The organism is Insolitispirillum peregrinum (assembly GCF_900156605.1).
Lineage (GTDB): Bacteria > Pseudomonadota > Alphaproteobacteria > Rhodospirillales > Rhodospirillaceae > Insolitispirillum > Insolitispirillum peregrinum.
The window spans coordinates 282693-298615 of the sequence record NZ_FTOA01000002.1 but is presented as its reverse complement, the minus strand read 5'-3'; the positions used below and the strand labels follow the sequence as shown (position 1 = coordinate 298615).

Below are 15923 nucleotides of genomic sequence, written 5' to 3'. Positions count from 1 at the left end.
GCCGTGCTGTCTCAGGTCCGAGACAGCAAACGGCGGGCCTTTTCAAGATCGGCAGGAGTATCGACACCCAGTGGAACGGTGTCAACGCGGGCACAGTCAATCCGCATGCCGTTTTCCAGCGCGCGCAACTGTTCCAGCTTTTCACGCTGCTCCAGCGGCGACGGCGGCAGACTGACGAACCGCTCGAGAGCCGAGCGGCGATAGGCATACAGCCCGATGTGATGCCACAACGGGCCGTCGCCGGTGGGGGCGGTGGCGCGGGTAAAGTACAGGGCGCGTCCATGATCAGCCCCGCCCTGGGCGCTGAGGCCGGTCACCGCCTTTACTACGTTGGGATTGGTACGCTCTTCCGGGTCGGTGATCTCGGCCACCAGGGTGGCAATGTCCACCGACGGCTCGGCCAGCGGGGCCAGCGCGGCGGTGATCAGGTGCGGTTCCAACGTCGGCAGGTCGCCCTGCACGTTAATGATTACCTGATAGTCACCCTGCGGGTCAAAGCGCTGGATGGCCTGCCACACCCGATCCGAACCGGATGGCAAATCGACATCGGTCATCACCGCCTGTCCGCCAGCCGCAACCACCGCATCGAACACCTCTTGCTCGCAGCAGGCAACCAGCACCGGGCCAACGGCGGCTTCGGTGGCCCGCCGCCACACCTGTACGATCATCGGAGCCCCGGCAATATCGGCCAGCGGCTTGCCGGGCAGACGGGTAGAGGCCATGCGGGCCGGAATGACAACCAGAGAACGGGCAGCAGGAGACAGGCTCACGATGGGCTTTCCTTGCAACAGGGGCCGTACAGAAGGGGGCGAACTCTAGCAAGAATTCAGCGCGGGCAACAGCGGCAAGCAGAGTCTTACGCCCTGAGGTAATATGATGGCATAAAATTCAATCAAAATAACGGATCGCATCCCTGTTCTTCTGCGGTTTCCGCTATCAAAGGCGTATAGCCAATGGTATACGACGAAGCAGGGACGTCACGTCATCCACCAACAAAACCAGAGGAACGGCAATGCCGGTCGGACAGCAGGTGCCAGCAGATATGGCTGCCGGGCAGCCGGAGACTCTCCTGCGTGCCAGCAACACTCTGGCCTGCCGGACCAAGGAAGAAGAGCGTCGTATCATCTGCGCCGCGCTCGCCCATTGGGAAAGCTGCCGCCCGACACGGGATGACCTCCCCGACGCCGAGACGATCGACCTCTACCATCCCCTGCTCAAACCGCATTTTTACATCGTCCGCATCCATGACGTCATTGGCGACTCGCTGGTCGAGCATTGCGGTGGCGCCCTGACCGCCATCTGTGGTCGCACGGTGGTCGGCCAGCGGCTGTCAACCAGTCTGCCGCGTGGCATTGCCGCTGATCGTCTCGATTACCTTGATGCCGCTGCCCGTCTTGGCAAACCGATGGCCGAAAGTACCGCCTTTCAACGCGATGACGGGCAGGTGATCCTGTTCCGCGATGCCATCATGCCGCTGGCATCGCACAATGGATGTCGCTTACTGTTGGGGGCCATCAGTTTTCGCCTGGGGACAGAGAACGATCTGTAACCACTGGCACGGGCTGGCGGCATTCCCTTTATGTCACGGCACGCAGGCACCCATGACCCAGACTGTTCCCTCCCCGACCGTTCCAGCCGCCTTCGTTTCCCTCGCCCACCAACTGGCTGATGCTGCCGGAGCGGTGATCCGGCAGTATTTCCGCACGCCGGTGGCCATTGATGACAAGGCCGACGAAAGCCCGGTCACCATCGCCGACCGACAGGCCGAGCAGGTGATGCGCGATCTGGTGCAGGCGAACTTTCCCGACCACGGCATCATCGGGGAAGAACACGGCAGCCTGAACGGCGAGGCCGAATGGGTGTGGGTCTTTGATCCGATTGACGGCACCAAGGCCTTCATCACCGGCAAGCCGAGCTTTGGCACCCTGATTTGCCTGCTGCACCGGGGGACTCCGGTTCTGGGCGTACTGGACCAGCCGATCACCCGCGAACGCTGGATTGGTGTTGACGGACAGGGCACCACCCTCAACGGAGCGCCGCTGCGGGTGCGCGCCTGCGATGCGGTGGAAAAAGCCGCCCTCTACAGCACCGACCCGTCGATGTTCAAGGGCGACGCCTGGCCCGCCTATCAACGACTGGCCGAGACGGTCAAGCTGCGGCGCTTTGGCTCGGATTGCTATGCCTATGGCCTGCTGGCGGCGGGCTTCGTCGATCTGGTGTGCGAAGCCGACCTCAAGCTGTACGACTTTGCCGCCCTGATCCCGATCATCCGCGAAGCCGGGGGTCTGGTCACCGACTGGCAGGGACAGGCACCGGGGATTGGCTCGGACGGGCGCATTCTGGCCGCTGGCGATGCCCGCTGTCATGCGCAGGCCCTCGCCCGCCTGCAAGACGCGGGCTGATCAAGGCTGATGCTGCGGGGGGACACACTCCCCCCGCAGACGGCCTCAGGCGTGGCCCGGCGTATCCAGCAGCATCGCCGGGTCAATGCCCAGACGACGGATGGCCATGTCCCATTTGCGTTCCAGCGCCGGGCTGAACAACAGCTCGTCGTCCGCGTCCACGGTCAGCCAGGCATTTTCCAGAATCTCGCGATCCAGTTGCCCGGCCCCCCACCCGGCATAGCCCAGTGCCATCAGCGACTTCTGCGGCCCGTCACCACGAGCAATCGCCCGCAGAACATCGGTGGTGGCGGTCAGGGCAATCCGGCCATTGACCCGCATGGTGGACGACTGGCTATAGTCGCTGGAATGCAGGACAAAACCACGGGCAGCCTCGACCGGCCCACCGGCGTGGACGCGAATGTGGTCGCAGTCGGCCAGCGGCTCGATCGCCAGTTGCTCCAGAATGTCGGGAAAGGTCAACTGATGCAGGGCGCGGTTGACCACCAGCCCCATCGCGCCTTCCGACGAATGGGCACAGATATAGACGACAGTACGGGAAAAATTCTGATCCGCCATGCGCGGCATGGCAATCAGGCACTTTCCGGCCAAAGCGTCGGTTATGTCGATCATCTTAACCATAGTCATGATGTATTCTTTCCCGTCAATTGCTGCAAGCATCCTGCGCATCCTGTTTTCTGATCAGGGACCTGTTCGGCCTGTTCACCGCGGGCATCACGGAGCTGTGACCCCGATAGTTTCCGTGATGGATTGACGCCACCGGGCGGACCTGCTTCGGTGGGGACGATATCCATCGTCCTGTCGGGTCTTTTCGTAATGCACCTGCGTTTCTGCCTGCCGAGCCTGTTCAGCGCCTGCCTGCTGATCCTTGCCCTGTCGCTGCCGTCGGCGTGGGCAGCATCGGGCGAAGGCCCGTGGACCCGGACACCGCAAGCCGATGTGCGCCTGCTGGCCGGTCAGGAAACGCCGTCTGCCGATGGCCACCTGAGTGCCGGGCTGGAATTCCGGTTACAGGACGGCTGGAAGATTTACTGGCGCTCGCCGGGGGATGCCGGGTATCCGCCCGCCCTCGACTGGCAGGCATCGGACAATCTGGCCGCCTCGCCGGACATCAGTTGGCCCTATCCCCACCGCTTTGAAATTCTCGGCATCCAGACCCTTGGCTACAAGCAGCAGGTGATTTTCCCGCTGGCAGTCCGGGTGCAAGACCCCAGCCACCCGCTGACCCTGCGTCTTGCCGCCGACTACCTGATCTGTTCGACCATCTGCGTCCCCGGTCGTGCTGAAGTCACGCTGGACGTCCCCGCCCATCAAGGTTCTGTCACCCTGACCGACGCCGCCCATGCCATCGAAACCTTCCGCGCCCATGTGCCGCCAGCGGTGGCCGCTGGCGCTCCGCTGAGCGGCAACGGCCTGACCATCACCGACAGCGTGCTGGAAACCGGTGCCGATGGTACCCCCCGACTGGCGCTGGCGCTGACCGCCTCGCCGCCGCTGGGACCGGATGCCGACCTGTATGTCGAAGGTCAACCCGCCGGAGACCCGACCGCCACCCTGATTTCCGGCGTTCCATCCCTCACCCGGCTGGAGGACGGCCAGCGCGCCATCATCCGCGCCCCCCTGACTGCGCCGCTCCCCGCCAGCCTGACCATCACGGTCGGCGACGGTGCCCGCGGCCTCGAATGGACACGGGCCGTCCCCCCCACCGGGGCCTTGCCTGACCCCATCCCCACCGCTGAAACCGGCCTGTGGCTGAGCATGATCACCATCGCCCTGCTGGGGGGGCTGGTGCTGAACCTGATGCCCTGCGTCCTGCCGGTGCTGTCGCTGAAAGTGCTGGCCTTTGTCGGCCACCACCAGCAGGCGGGCCAGCCAACACCCCGCACAGCCTTTCTGGCCTCGGCAGCCGGGATCATCAGCGCCTTTCTGGTGCTGGCAGTCAGCCTGATGGCCCTGAAAAGCGCCGGAGCGGCCGTTGGCTGGGGCATTCAGTTCCAGAATCCGTGGTTTCTGGCTGGCATGGTGGTGCTGGTGCTGCTGTTTGCCGCCAACCTGTCCGGCCTGTTTGAAATCCGCCTGCCCGGCAGGATCAGCGATCTGGCCGGATCAGCGCACAGCACCCGCCTGTCCGGCCATTTCATGACCGGCCTGTTTGCCACCCTGCTGGCAACGCCCTGTTCGGCTCCGTTCCTCGGGACGGCGGTCGGCTTTGCCCTTGCCCGAGGTCCGCTGGACATTCTGGCGATTTTTGTCGCTCTGGGGCTGGGAATGGCCGCCCCGTACCTGCTGATTGCTGCCGTCCCCCGTCTGGCCGCGTGCCTGCCCCGCCCCGGTCGCTGGATGCTGACGGTCAAGAAAGTGCTGGCCTTTGCCTTGCTGGGAACGGCGGTCTGGCTGGGCAGCGTGTTGTGGAGCATCCTGACCCCGTCCGATGCCAGCGACAGCGGCGCGTCGCGCTTTGTCTGGCAGCCGTTCGACACTGCCGACATCGCCCGACAGGTGGCGACGGGCAAGGTGGTGTTTGTCGATGTGACCGCCGACTGGTGCATCACTTGCAAGGTCAACAAGGCGGCGGTGGTGGACCGCGATCCGGTGGCGACGGCGCTGGCCGCCCCGTCGGTGGTGGCGATGCGGGCCGACTGGACCCGCCCCAATCCGGCCATTTCCGCTTATCTGGCCTCCTTTGGCCGCTATGGCATCCCGTTCAACGTTGTCTATGGCCCCAAGGCTCCGCAGGGGATTGCCCTGCCGGAATTGTTGACATCTCAAGCGGTTGTGGATGCCCTGACCGCCGCAAGCCCATAAGCCTGCGAACAGAAGCTGTCCGACTGTTTCACGAGGATATTGCCCGCTGACAAGCGACATGCTACGGACATGCGAAAGCGTTCTTTAATGCGCCATGAAAAACCAGAGGCCGGGCGGCGATCCACCAGCCCCGGCCTGTCGCAGGATCACGAGGAAAACCCATGACCCTTCAGACCCAGATCAGCCCTTCGGCTCCGGCCGCCCACTCTGCTGACCGCATCAGCGATGCCGACCTGCGCCATGACTGGACCAAGGACGAAATTCTGGCGCTGTTCGACCTGCCGTTCATGGAGCTGGTGTTTCGTGCCGCTGCCGTCCACCGCGAGCATTTCGACCCGAACGTGATCCAGCGCTCTTCGCTGGTCAACATCAAGTCCGGCAAGTGCCCGGAAGACTGCAAGTACTGCTCGCAGTCGGCCCGCAACAAGGCCAAGCTGCGCGTCGAACCGCTGATGGAGGTCGAAGACGTGGTGGTCTGCGCCGAAAAGGCCAAGGCCAACGGCGCCACCCGCCTGTGCATGGGCGCGGCATGGCGTTCGCTGAAGGATCAGGACCTGCCCAAAATGGTGGCGATGATCAAAGCGGTGCGCGGCGTCGGCATGCAGACCTGCATGACGCTGGGCATGGTCACCCACGAACAGGCCGACGCCCTGCGCGAGGCCGGTCTTGACTACTATAACCACAACGTCGATACCTCGCGCGAGTATTACCCCGAGGTGATCACCTCGCGCACCTACGACGACCGCCTGAAGACTCTGGCCGCCGTGCGCGATGCCGGGATCAAGGTGTGTTCGGGCGGGATTGTCGGCATGGGTGAAAGCCGCGAAGACCGCGCCGGGATGCTGCACACCCTGGCCACCCTGCCGACCCACCCGGACAGCGTGCCGATCAACATGCTGGTGCCCATCGCCGGCACCCCGGCCTATGAGGCCGGTCAGGGTGCCCCCGGCGTTGACCCGCTGGAATTCGTCCGCACCATCGCCGTTGCCCGCCTGACCATGCCAGCCTCGATCGTCCGCCTGTCGGCGGGCCGTCATGCGATGGACGACTCGACCCAGGCGCTGGCGTTCCTCGCCGGGGCCAATTCGATGTTCTATGGCGAAGAGCTGCTGACCACCGAAAACAGCGCCATGAACCGCGACAACGCCCTGTTCGATCGGCTGGGCCTGCAAGGCATGGCCCCCAACGCCCGCGATTAGAGTATTGTGCCGACGTCAGATCACAGTACGCGACAGTCCTCGCAGCGGGATGGGCTACCGCCCATGCCTATTCGGGGGCCAATGCCCCCGATCCCCTATTTTTCTTTGAATATCAAATTAATGGAGTCTGAGGCCAGCAGGCCCCAGCGAGGCGTGGAGCAGTGCTCCACGTCCTTGTTCCCTAACTGCCGTACACTGTGGCGTCCGATTCAACGCACACCGCTCCAAGAAGCCAACACGGCTATGAGTCTGCCGTATCGGAAAACAAGATCGACATGTCTTCCCTGCCACTGACACGCCGAACCATACTCTCTTCGATCACCATGGCTGCTGCCGTACCCCTGTTGACGCCATCAAGTGCGATGAGCAGCCCCAACGGCATGGAAGCCCGGCTTAAAAAACTCGAAGCGCAAAGCGGTGGGCGGTTGGGTGTGGCCGTGCTGGATAGTGCGACCGGCCAAGTCACGGGAAACCACCTCGATGAACGCGTTGCCATGTGCAGCACAGTAAAAACACTCATTGTTGCCTATGTACTGGCCCGCGTCGATCGCCAAATGGAAACACTCGACAGGCGCATCGTTTTTACCGCCCATGATCTGGTCAGCCCATACAAGGCAACCCAGCCCCATGTCGGGCCTGAAGGCATGTCAATTGCTGCACTCTGCGAGGCCGCGATCACTGTCAGTGACAGTACAGCCGCCAACTTGTTGCTGACCAGCTTTGGTGGTCCAGTCGCTCTCACCTCCTATCTGCAGTCGCTCGGCGATGAGGTCACGCGATCCGATCGTTTCGAACTGGCATTGAATGTCGTAAAGCCGGGCGAAGCACATGATACGACAACGCCACGGGCCATGGTCGGGACATTGCATCGGCTCCTTTTAGACGACGCCCTTTTGGAAACATCACGAGCCAGACTGACCAACTGGATGATCGAAGCCAAAGATGCTGCCACGCGACGTTTGCGCGTCGGGCTGCCAGCAGGCTGGCGCATTGCAAACAAACCCGGTACGTGGGAGGGAATTTCAACCAACGATGTCGCCGTGATCTGGCCACCCAGCCGGGCCCCGATTGTCGTTGCAACCTATCTGGGCAACGCGCCGGGTTCTATTATCATGCAGGAAGGCATCTTGGCCGACGTCGCCAGAATCATCGCCGAAGAGGTGTAAACCCGGTGCGGAACAAGCATCTTGCTGCCGGTCCGGTTTCATCCCTGATAGGGCTTCAGGATCCGCATCTGCAACGGCGGTGCGGTCGGGCTGAAATACTGCACGCTGTGCCAGACAAAGCCGCGCTGGTCCCGCCAGAAGGTGTTCTCAAAGTCCCAGTCAAAGCGACGACAGCGACAGCGTTCGACCACCTTGTTCAGGGTTCGCACCTCGCCATAGGTATCGACGGTTTCCAGCCCCTGCTCTTCCCAGTCGCTTTCGACCACCAGCCCGTACAGCGAGCGGTAATGCAGGTCGATCTGGCGCAGGGTCTGCCCCCGGGCCGGGCTGCGTTGCAGGATGGGGTCATCCCCCCACGGCAATGTCTTCAGCAGGTCTTCGGGAAACCCGCTGGTCGCCATCACCCGTCCCTGCCGGGTGCTGAGGGTCACCTTGTCGGCGGTCAGCCAGTGCAGCGTCTCGCCCTCGACCGAGGCTAGAATGACCAGCGACTGCATGGAAATCCCCAGCTTGACGTCCATCGAGGCATAGGGAAGCTGACGGGCCTGTTGCGGGTCATAGGCCTGCCCGCTGTTGCCGGTAATGATTTCCGAAGCCCGGCCCAGCCGCTGCAGGTTATCACTCAGACATCCAGACAGCATCAGTCCGGACAAGGGTGCCAGAAAGGCACGCCGCGAGATCACCATCCCTGTTCCCCCCTCACACCCTTACCCGCCATTACCCTACAGAATGTCCAGAACCGATTCCGGCGGGCGACCAACGCGGGCCTTGCCATTGGCCACCACGATCGGGCGTTCAATCACCGCCGGATGGGCCACCATCGCCGCGATCAGCTGTTCGGTGGACACCGTCAGGTCCAACCCGGCCTCTTTGGCGTCCTTTTTGCGGACCAGATCCTGCGGAGCCATCCCCAGTTGGGCCAGAATGGCAGTCAGCTCGGCCACCGTCGGCGGAGTCTTCAGATACTCGATCACCGTCGGGTCCACACCCCGTTCGGTCAGCAGAGCCAGAGTCTCGCGGGATTTCGAGCAACGCGGGTTGTGGTAGATGGTCACAGACATGCGGATTCCTTGTTGCTGCGGATCAGACATTTCGCCGTTGCTGCGGATCAGACATTTCGCCCGGCAGCCTATACACAGTTCGCCTGCAGGGCTAGCATCACCTGTACGAGACGCGCTTGCCTCCCGGGCCAATCCGGTTATATCAGAGGCTTGAACGGTTCTACCGCACAGATATTTTCATTCACGTCCCCACGCCCATGATGACGGGAGTTTCTCCAGTGTCTTGTATCCTACGTCGCCTGATGACAGGGCTGTGGCTGGCCTTGTGGCTGGTCGGCGGCAGCCTCCTGCTGCCATCAGCCCCGGCGCATGCCGCCACCGCTGACGGGGCGCCCTCTGCCGAAGCCTTGCAGGATCTGGTTTCCACGCTCGACAATGATGCCAAACGCAAGGAATTCGTCGATACCCTGAAAACGGCGCTTGCAGCCCAGAAAGAACAGGAAAAGGCTCAGGCCAAAGACCTGACCCTGGCCTCGCAACTGGTCGGCGGACTGTCGGACAGCCTTGGCAAGGCGGGCAAGCAGCTCGCCTCTCTGGGCAGGCAGTTCGGCCAGATTCCCGCCGGTCTGGAGGTCCTCGAACGGCGTCTCGACACGCCGGAAGAATTCGAGGCTCTGGTGATGGGCGTTGGCAAGGCGCTGGCCGTGCTGGCGATCGGCACGCTGGTCCGGATGCTGGCGCAAGCCGCATTCAAGCCGTTCCTCCGCCGTCTGGAAGCCCGCATCTCCGAAGACGCCAAGTGGGAACGCTCGGCCCTGCTCAGCGTGCGGATGGTGGTGCTGATGGTGCCTCCGGTCCTGATGGCCATCGCTGCCTGGGTGGCCTTGCCGCTGGTCAATGCCTCGGGGGATGTCCGGTCCGGGATTGCCGGGTTTGTCGGGGCGATTGCCCTGCTGCGCGGGGTGATGGTGTTTACCGATACCCTGCTGCACCCCAGCGAAGCCCGCCTGCGCCCGGTCCCGCTGACCGATGAGACCGCCCAGTACCTGCTGATCTGGATTCGCCGTCTGGCATCCATTGCCATCCTTGGCTATTTCTCGATCTCGATTGCCGGTCTGCTGGGGCTGCCGCGCGATGCCGCCACCATGCTGCTGAAACTGCTGGCGCTGGTGCTGGCCACCATGGCGGTGATGTTCATCATGCAGAACCGTCAGGGGGTGGCCCGTGCCCTGCGCAAGGGCACCAGCAAGCCCCCCGCCGGTCGCACCCGTCGTCTGGCCAGCCAGCACATCCGCGAACGGCTGGCCGATGTCTGGCACGTTCTGGCCAGCCTGTACGTGATTGCCGCCTTTGTGGTGTGGGTGGCCGAAATCAAGGATGGCTTCCCCTATATGGTACGGGCAACCGTGCTGACCGTCGGGGTGCTGGTGGCGACCACCATCCTGTCGCATGTCCTGCAGGCCCTGCTCAATCGTGCCTTTGCCATTTCATCGGATACCGAAACCAAATTCCCCGGTCTGGAACAACGGGCCAACCGCTATCTGCCCGCACTGGAAACCGTCTTGCGGGCGGTGATCACTCTGGCCGCCCTGCTCGGGGTGTTGCAGGCCTGGGGGATCAATACCGTCGGCTGGCTGACCGAGGGCAGCGGCCAGCGGGTGGCCAGCGGGCTGATCACCATCGCCTTTACCCTGACGCTGGCGCTGGTGGTGTGGGAAGCCTTCTCGGCATGGATCGAACGCTATTTCAGCACCACCGATGAAGACGGCAACCTGCTGGAACGCTCGGCCCGCGCCCGCACCCTGCTGCCGCTGGCGCGCAACGTGCTGGTGGTGATTCTGGGCGCGATGGTCATTCTGACCTTCCTGTCGGAAATCGGCATCAACATTGCGCCGTTGCTCGCCGGTGCCGGGGTGGTCGGTCTGGCGGTCGGTTTCGGCTCGCAAAAGCTGGTGCAGGATGTGATCACCGGCGCCTTCATGCTGATCGAAGACAGTATCTCGGTTGGCGATGTGGTGCAGGCCGGAACCTATACCGGCACCGTCGAAAGCATGTCGATCCGCTCGCTGCGCCTGCGCGATGCATCGGGCAACATCCACACCCTGCCGTTTTCCACCGTCAACACCATCACCAACATGACCAAGGACTACAGCTTCTATGTCCTGAATGTCGGCGTTGGCTATCGCGAAGACACCGATCAGGTTTGTGTCGTGTTGAACGAAATTGCCCACGATCTGGCGCAGGACAGCGAATACAGCAACGACATCCTGACCGCGCTGGAAATCCAGGGTGTTGACCAGTTCGCTGCCAGTGCGGTGGTGATCCGGGCGCGCATCAAGACCAAACCCGGCAAGCAGTGGCGGGTGGGCCGCGAGTTCAATCGCCGCATGAAGAAGGCGTTTGATCATTACGGTATCGAAATTCCGTACAACGCCACCACCCTGTATTTCGGGGAAGACCGCAACGGTCAGGCGTCGCCGATGCGGATCCGTATGGAACGGGCCAGACAGGCAGCAACGGACATCCCCTCGAATGCCGAGCCGCCGGTGATTGACCACGACGGCCCGCCGATGATGGGACCGCCGTCACCTGACAGCCTGACGGCGCAATAAAAGGGTCATTCCGGCGTCACCGGAGGTTCACTGGACTTGCGGGTCCTGAGGGCGGATAGAGCAGGACGGCTCTATCCGCCCTTTCTTTCTGCACCGCCGGAGACTGCCCCCATGCCGCAGACCGCCGCCCTCGCTGTTCCCGCGCCTGCCTTTTCGCCGTCGTCTCCCTTGCCTTTGCAGTCGCGGATTGTACTGGTCAGTGATGCCTGGCATCCCCAGCGCAATGGCGTGGTGCGCGTTCTGGCCTCCCTGCAGGCCGAATTGCTGGCCGCAGGATATCAGGTCGAGGTGATCCACCCCGGCCTGTTCCCTACCTTGCCCTGCCCGACCTATCCAGAAATCCGCCTGGCCCTGCCATGGGGCAATGCGCTCGCCCGGCGGCTGGCCGAGGCCCGCCCGGACGCCATCCATATTGCCACCGAAGGCCCGTTGGGGGCGGCGACACGGCGCTGGTGCCTGAAGCACGGCCATCCGTTCACCACCGCCTACCACTCGAAATTTCCCGAATATATCCACACCCGCACCGGCCTGCCGCTGCCATGGCTGTATGCCGCCCTGCGGCGCTTCCACCGGCCATCCAGCGCGGTGCTGGCCCCGTCAGAAAATGTCTTTCGCGAACTGACCGAGCGGGGCTTTGACCGCGTCCGTCCATGGGCCCATGGTGTTGATACCAGTGTCTTTTATCCGGCAGACAAGGGGGCGTTCCACGCTGCCCTGAGCGAGCGCGGCATGACCGGCCGCCCGCTGTTCCTGTACGTCGGGCGGGTGACGGTGGAAAAGAACCTGAGCGCGTTTCTTGATCTCGACCTGCCCGGTGCCAGGGTGGTGGTCGGCGATGGCCCCCAGCGGGCGGCGCTGATCAAGGCCTATCCGCAGGTCCTGTTCCACATCGCCAACGGCGACGATGAACTGCGCGCCTGCTATAACGCGGCTGACGTGTTTGTCTTTCCATCGCGCACCGATACCTTTGGGCTGGTGATGCTGGAAGCGCTGGCCTGCGGCGTTCCCGTCGCGGCCTTTCCGGTAACCGGCCCGCAGGACGTGCTGCTGGATGGCGTCGGGACCATTGGCTGCCTTGACGAAGACCTGCGCGCCGCCGCCATCGCCGCCCTGTCGCTGTCGCCGCAGGCCTGCCGCCGCCATGCCGAACGTTTTTCCTGGCAGGAAGTCGCCCGCCAGTTCGTCACAGCCCTGCACCCGTTGCGGGTCTGACCGGCTGTCATCCTGGAACACGGTGCGAAAACCGGTTCCCATTTTTCGCCCAATACTCTATCCGTCTGGGCTCTAAAGCGTTTTCACACCGAGCGAAAACGCTCTTCCCTTTGAGTGACGCATTTTCCGAGCCGTTGACCGGAGACGGTCACCTTGAAAATGCTCTATCGGTCTGGCTGAACGGAGCGGTGGCGTGTACACCGCTCCGTTCGCTTTCCCCTGATCCCGGAGTCGCCCCGTGTCCTCTGCCGCGCTGCCGTCAGTCCTGCGGATTGCCAGCTGGAACGTCAATTCGGTCCGCCTGCGTCTGCCACACCTGGAACGCCTGATCCGGGCGCAGGACCCGGATGTGATCTGCCTGCAGGAAACCAAAGTGATCGACGTCCTGTTTCCCGCCGGGGTACTGGCCGACTGGGGCTATCCGTATCAGGCCCTGTCGGGGATGAAGAGCTATAACGGCGTGGCGATCCTGTCACGCTGGCCGCTTGAGGATGTGCAGCGGGTCAGCTGGTGCGGGCGCGACGATTGCCGCCACGTCTCGGCGCGCGTGGCCTTTGCAGGCAGCCCGCAAGGCTCGGTCGAGGTCCATTGCCTGTATGTCCCGGCGGGCGGCGATATACCGGACCCCGAGGTGAATCCGAAGTTTGCCCACAAACTGGCGTTCCTGCGCGAGGTTGAGCAATGGTTCCTTGCCTGCCGGGGTTATCATGACGCGATGGTGCTGACCGGGGATTTCAATGTCGCCCCGTTACCGAGCGATGTGTGGGATCACAAAAAGATGTCGCGGGTGATCACCCACACGCCGGTGGAAATCCTGCATCTGCAACGGCTGCAAGACTCGGTGCGCTGGATCGACAGCGCCCGCACCTTTGTCCCGCCGTCCGAACCGCTGTTCACCTGGTGGAGTTACCGCCAGCAAGGGGACGCCTGGCAAACCAGCAACCGGGGGCGGCGGCTGGATCATCTGTGGATCACCGAACCGCTGGCGGCGGCACAGGCAGGCTTCGAGGTGGTCCGCGATGCCCGGGGCTGGGAGCCTCCCAGCGATCATGCGCCGGTGGTGCTGACCCTGCGAACGCCCTGAATTACCGGGCCGGCTCGCGGGTCGGCTTGGCGCTGTGGGACTCGGCACCGCGCTGGGCCGGGGCCGGAGTCGGGCGAGGGGTGTTGGCCGAGGCCGTGCGCTGGGCGGCCTGTTGGGCGGCCATCGACAGCAGCAGGCTGGCCATTACTTTGGGCTGCAGGCCGCGCCAGATCATCATGATGCTTCTCCCCCATGTCGGGATGCCTGAAAACAGTGTCACAGGGCCTTGGTCGGGCTTTACCGGACACTTTGTAGGGCTATCCAATCATGGCCCGGATGATTCTGCAAATCATTTTCACTTGCGAAACACGGCAGCTTCGGTAGAGTGCTCTCCAGGGTATCGAAACTGCGACACAGACGCAAAATCAATTGCACCTGACCGCGTAGCTTCGTATAGTCCTAACAAGATTAGGGGTTCCCATTGTGTGGAGCGCGCAGCATGTACGTTTGTCTTTGCAATGCCCTGACTGATCGCCAGATCCGCGAAGCGCGGAATCGCGGGGCGCAGAACGTCTCTCACGTCTTCCGCTCCACCGGGACCAAGCCGGAATGCGGAAAATGCGTTCATTGCGTCCGTGATATCCTGCGAGAAAACCAGCAACTGAGTTCGCTGGAAAAGGCTTCGTAAGGTCTTCGAAGCCCCTCCCGCGCGATGTCCGTCCCGTTTATGCCGGCCCCCTTATGCCGGATCCACCGTCAGCACCGCCTTGCCGGTGATCTGGCGGTTTTTGAGGGCTATCAACGCCTCGGACGCCTGTTCCAGCGGGAACGTCTGTGATACCAGCGGCTTCAGCAATCCGGCCTTGTACCAGCTGATCAGTTCTTCAAAGCTGGCCTGAAAGCGCGCCGGAGCCAACGTCCGGTACGCCCCCCAATAGACCCCGATCACCGACAGGTTCTTGACCAACAGATGGTTGGCAGGAATTTGCGGCACCGTTCCGCCAGCAAAACCAATCACCAGCAGCCGCCCATCCGGGGCGGTGCAGCGCAGGCTGGCATCAAACAGCTCGCCGCCGACCGGATCATAAACCACATCAACGCCCCGGCCATCGATCAGCGCCCTGACCTGATCGCGCAGCGAGAAATCCGGGCTGGCGGTATCAAGACCAACATCGGCCCCGTGATCGAGGGCAATCTGCACCCGGTCAGCCCCGCGCGCGGTGGCGATCACCCGCGCTCCGGCAGCCTTGGCGCATTCGACGGCGGTCAGACCGACTCCACCGGCCGCGCCGTGAATCAGCACCGTCTCCCCCGCCTGCAGGCGGGCGCGGTCGATCAGGGCGAAATGGCTGGTGCCATAGGCAATCGGAAAGGCCGCTGCGGTGGCGAAATCCATGCTGGCCGGGATGGTGTGCAGGTGGCTGGCAGGCAGCACCACCTGATCGGCATAGCCGCTGTGGGCGATGGCGGCGAACACCCGTTGCCCGATGTGGAAATGGGTGACGTCAGGGGCGATTTCACTGACTTCGCCCGCGATTTCAAAGCCGGGAGCAAAGGGAAAGGCCGGTTTTTCCTGATACTTGCCCTGGATAATCAATCCGTCGGCAAAGTTCACCCCGACCGCCCGCACCGCGACGCGAACCTGTCCGGCGGTCAGCGCCACATCGGGCATCTCGCGCAGGGTCAGCTGCTCGGGTTGGCTCCAGTCGGTGATGAAATGTCCTTTCATGGGTCCTCCGGGGTGCTTGTTGGCTTGCGCATTGGTGGAAAATCCCGATGATGCAGCCAATTTTTCCCCTGCGACAGCAAAACATCCCTGTCCGGGCAACATCTCAAGGAGTCGAGTCCATGCGCGGCTATTTCGGCGTCGGAGTCGAACGGATCAGCAAGCCTTACAATGTCGGGAACCTGTTCCGTTCAGCCCATGCTTTCGGGGCCAGCTTTGTCTTTACCGTCGCCGCCAACTATCAACGGCTGGAAGGGGCCAAAATTGATACTTCGGACAGCCTGAATACCCTGCCGTTCTTCCAGTTCCCGACCCTGGACCAGATGATGCTGCCCAAGGGTTGCGCTTTGGTGGGAATCGAGCTGATGGACGATGCGATTGATCTGCCGAGCTTTCACCACCCGCTGAATGCCGCCTACATTCTGGGGCCGGAACGGTCGTCGCTGTCGCCGGAAACGGTGGCCCGCTGTGACCATATCATCAAGATTCCCACCCGCCTGTGCCTGAATGTCGGGATGGCCGGGGTGGTGGTGATGTATGACCGCGTGCTCAGCCGGGGCCGTTTTGCGCCACGCCCGATGCGACCGGGGGGGCCGCGCCCGGACGCACTGCCCAAGCCCGCCTTTGGCATCCCCGATGCCTTTGCCAAATTCCAGTCACCGACTCCGCTGGCCGAAGTCGAACTGGCAAAGGTCGGCAAAGACGGCGATTTGCTGGAAGAGTAAAAGGACGTGGAGCGCTGCTCCACGGTACTGTCATGTACTGTGGGCTCACAG

Annotated in this window: 16 protein-coding genes; 10 read left to right on the top strand and 6 right to left on the bottom strand. The window is 63.0% G+C overall.

Features of this window, described 5'->3' with window-relative positions:
- Positions 1-11: 11 nt before the first annotated feature.
- Positions 12-773 carry a 3-deoxy-manno-octulosonate cytidylyltransferase gene (locus BW995_RS05360; protein WP_076399615.1) on the bottom strand — a complete coding sequence of 254 codons (762 nt, stop codon included), beginning with the start codon at positions 771-773 and terminating at the stop codon, positions 12-14.
- Between the two features lie 239 nt (positions 774-1012).
- Between BW995_RS05360 and BW995_RS05355 the strand changes: the two genes are divergently transcribed.
- Positions 1013-1549, top strand: coding sequence for a hypothetical protein (locus tag BW995_RS05355; RefSeq protein WP_076399160.1), 537 nt, complete (start codon positions 1013-1015; stop codon positions 1547-1549).
- A gap of 52 nt (positions 1550-1601) precedes the next feature.
- On the top strand, positions 1602-2402 hold the full coding sequence (hisN, locus tag BW995_RS05350; RefSeq protein WP_076399159.1) for a histidinol-phosphatase: 801 nt from the start codon (positions 1602-1604) through the stop codon (positions 2400-2402).
- Between the two features lie 45 nt (positions 2403-2447).
- Here the strand turns inward: hisN and BW995_RS05345 are convergent, their stop codons facing one another.
- Entirely contained in the window at positions 2448-3029 is a 582-nt protein-coding gene (locus tag BW995_RS05345) for a YqgE/AlgH family protein (protein ID WP_076399614.1), read from the bottom strand.
- Between the two features lie 189 nt (positions 3030-3218).
- Between BW995_RS05345 and BW995_RS05340 the strand changes: the two genes are divergently transcribed.
- From BW995_RS05340 to bla, 3 genes are all read left to right on the top strand, one after another.
- Entirely contained in the window at positions 3219-5207 is a 1989-nt protein-coding gene (locus tag BW995_RS05340) for a protein-disulfide reductase DsbD family protein (RefSeq protein WP_076399158.1), read from the top strand.
- Between the two features lie 161 nt (positions 5208-5368).
- Positions 5369-6406 carry a biotin synthase BioB gene (gene bioB / locus BW995_RS05335; protein WP_084194603.1) on the top strand — a complete coding sequence of 346 codons (1038 nt, stop codon included), beginning with the start codon at positions 5369-5371 and terminating at the stop codon, positions 6404-6406.
- 275 nt (positions 6407-6681) lie between these two features.
- A complete protein-coding gene (bla, locus tag BW995_RS05330) occupies positions 6682-7572 on the top strand; it encodes a class A beta-lactamase (protein WP_076399157.1) in 891 nt (296 codons plus the stop codon).
- A 38-nt stretch (positions 7573-7610) separates the two neighbouring features.
- On the opposite strand, the gene BW995_RS05325 is transcribed toward bla, so the two are convergent.
- On the bottom strand, positions 7611-8258 hold the full coding sequence (locus tag BW995_RS05325) for a YjbF family lipoprotein (RefSeq protein WP_076399156.1): 648 nt from the start codon (positions 8256-8258) through the stop codon (positions 7611-7613).
- A 36-nt stretch (positions 8259-8294) separates the two neighbouring features.
- Positions 8295-8633 carry an arsenate reductase (glutaredoxin) gene (gene arsC, locus BW995_RS05320; protein WP_076399155.1) on the bottom strand — a complete coding sequence of 113 codons (339 nt, stop codon included), beginning with the start codon at positions 8631-8633 and terminating at the stop codon, positions 8295-8297.
- Between the two features lie 218 nt (positions 8634-8851).
- Here arsC and BW995_RS05315 point away from each other — a divergent pair, with 218 nt between their 5' ends.
- The 3 genes from BW995_RS05315 to BW995_RS05305 all read left to right on the top strand — a co-directional run bounded on the left by BW995_RS05315 (position 8852) and on the right by BW995_RS05305 (position 13481).
- Complete coding sequence (locus BW995_RS05315) at positions 8852-11185, top strand: mechanosensitive ion channel domain-containing protein (RefSeq protein WP_175616995.1); 2334 nt, start codon at positions 8852-8854, stop codon at positions 11183-11185.
- A 111-nt stretch (positions 11186-11296) separates the two neighbouring features.
- The gene (locus BW995_RS05310; RefSeq protein ID WP_084194601.1) at positions 11297-12397 is read left to right on the top strand and encodes a glycosyltransferase family 4 protein; all 1101 of its coding nucleotides are present in this window, start codon (positions 11297-11299) and stop codon (positions 12395-12397) included.
- Between the two features lie 238 nt (positions 12398-12635).
- Entirely contained in the window at positions 12636-13481 is an 846-nt protein-coding gene (locus BW995_RS05305) for an exodeoxyribonuclease III (protein WP_456152094.1), read from the top strand.
- Between the two features lies 1 nt (position 13482).
- On the opposite strand, the gene BW995_RS20730 is transcribed toward BW995_RS05305, so the two are convergent.
- Complete coding sequence (locus BW995_RS20730) at positions 13483-13659, bottom strand: hypothetical protein (RefSeq protein WP_175616994.1); 177 nt, start codon at positions 13657-13659, stop codon at positions 13483-13485.
- 261 nt (positions 13660-13920) lie between these two features.
- Between BW995_RS20730 and BW995_RS05300 the strand changes: the two genes are divergently transcribed.
- On the top strand, positions 13921-14109 hold the full coding sequence (locus BW995_RS05300; protein ID WP_076399153.1) for a (2Fe-2S)-binding protein: 189 nt from the start codon (positions 13921-13923) through the stop codon (positions 14107-14109).
- 51 nt (positions 14110-14160) lie between these two features.
- On the opposite strand, the gene BW995_RS05295 is transcribed toward BW995_RS05300, so the two are convergent.
- A complete protein-coding gene (locus tag BW995_RS05295; RefSeq protein ID WP_076399152.1) occupies positions 14161-15150 on the bottom strand; it encodes an NADPH:quinone oxidoreductase family protein in 990 nt (329 codons plus the stop codon).
- A 119-nt stretch (positions 15151-15269) separates the two neighbouring features.
- On the opposite strand from BW995_RS05295, the gene BW995_RS05290 reads away from it, so the two are divergent.
- Positions 15270-15872 carry an RNA methyltransferase gene (locus BW995_RS05290; protein ID WP_076399151.1) on the top strand — a complete coding sequence of 201 codons (603 nt, stop codon included), beginning with the start codon at positions 15270-15272 and terminating at the stop codon, positions 15870-15872.
- Positions 15873-15923: the final 51 nt, after the last annotated feature.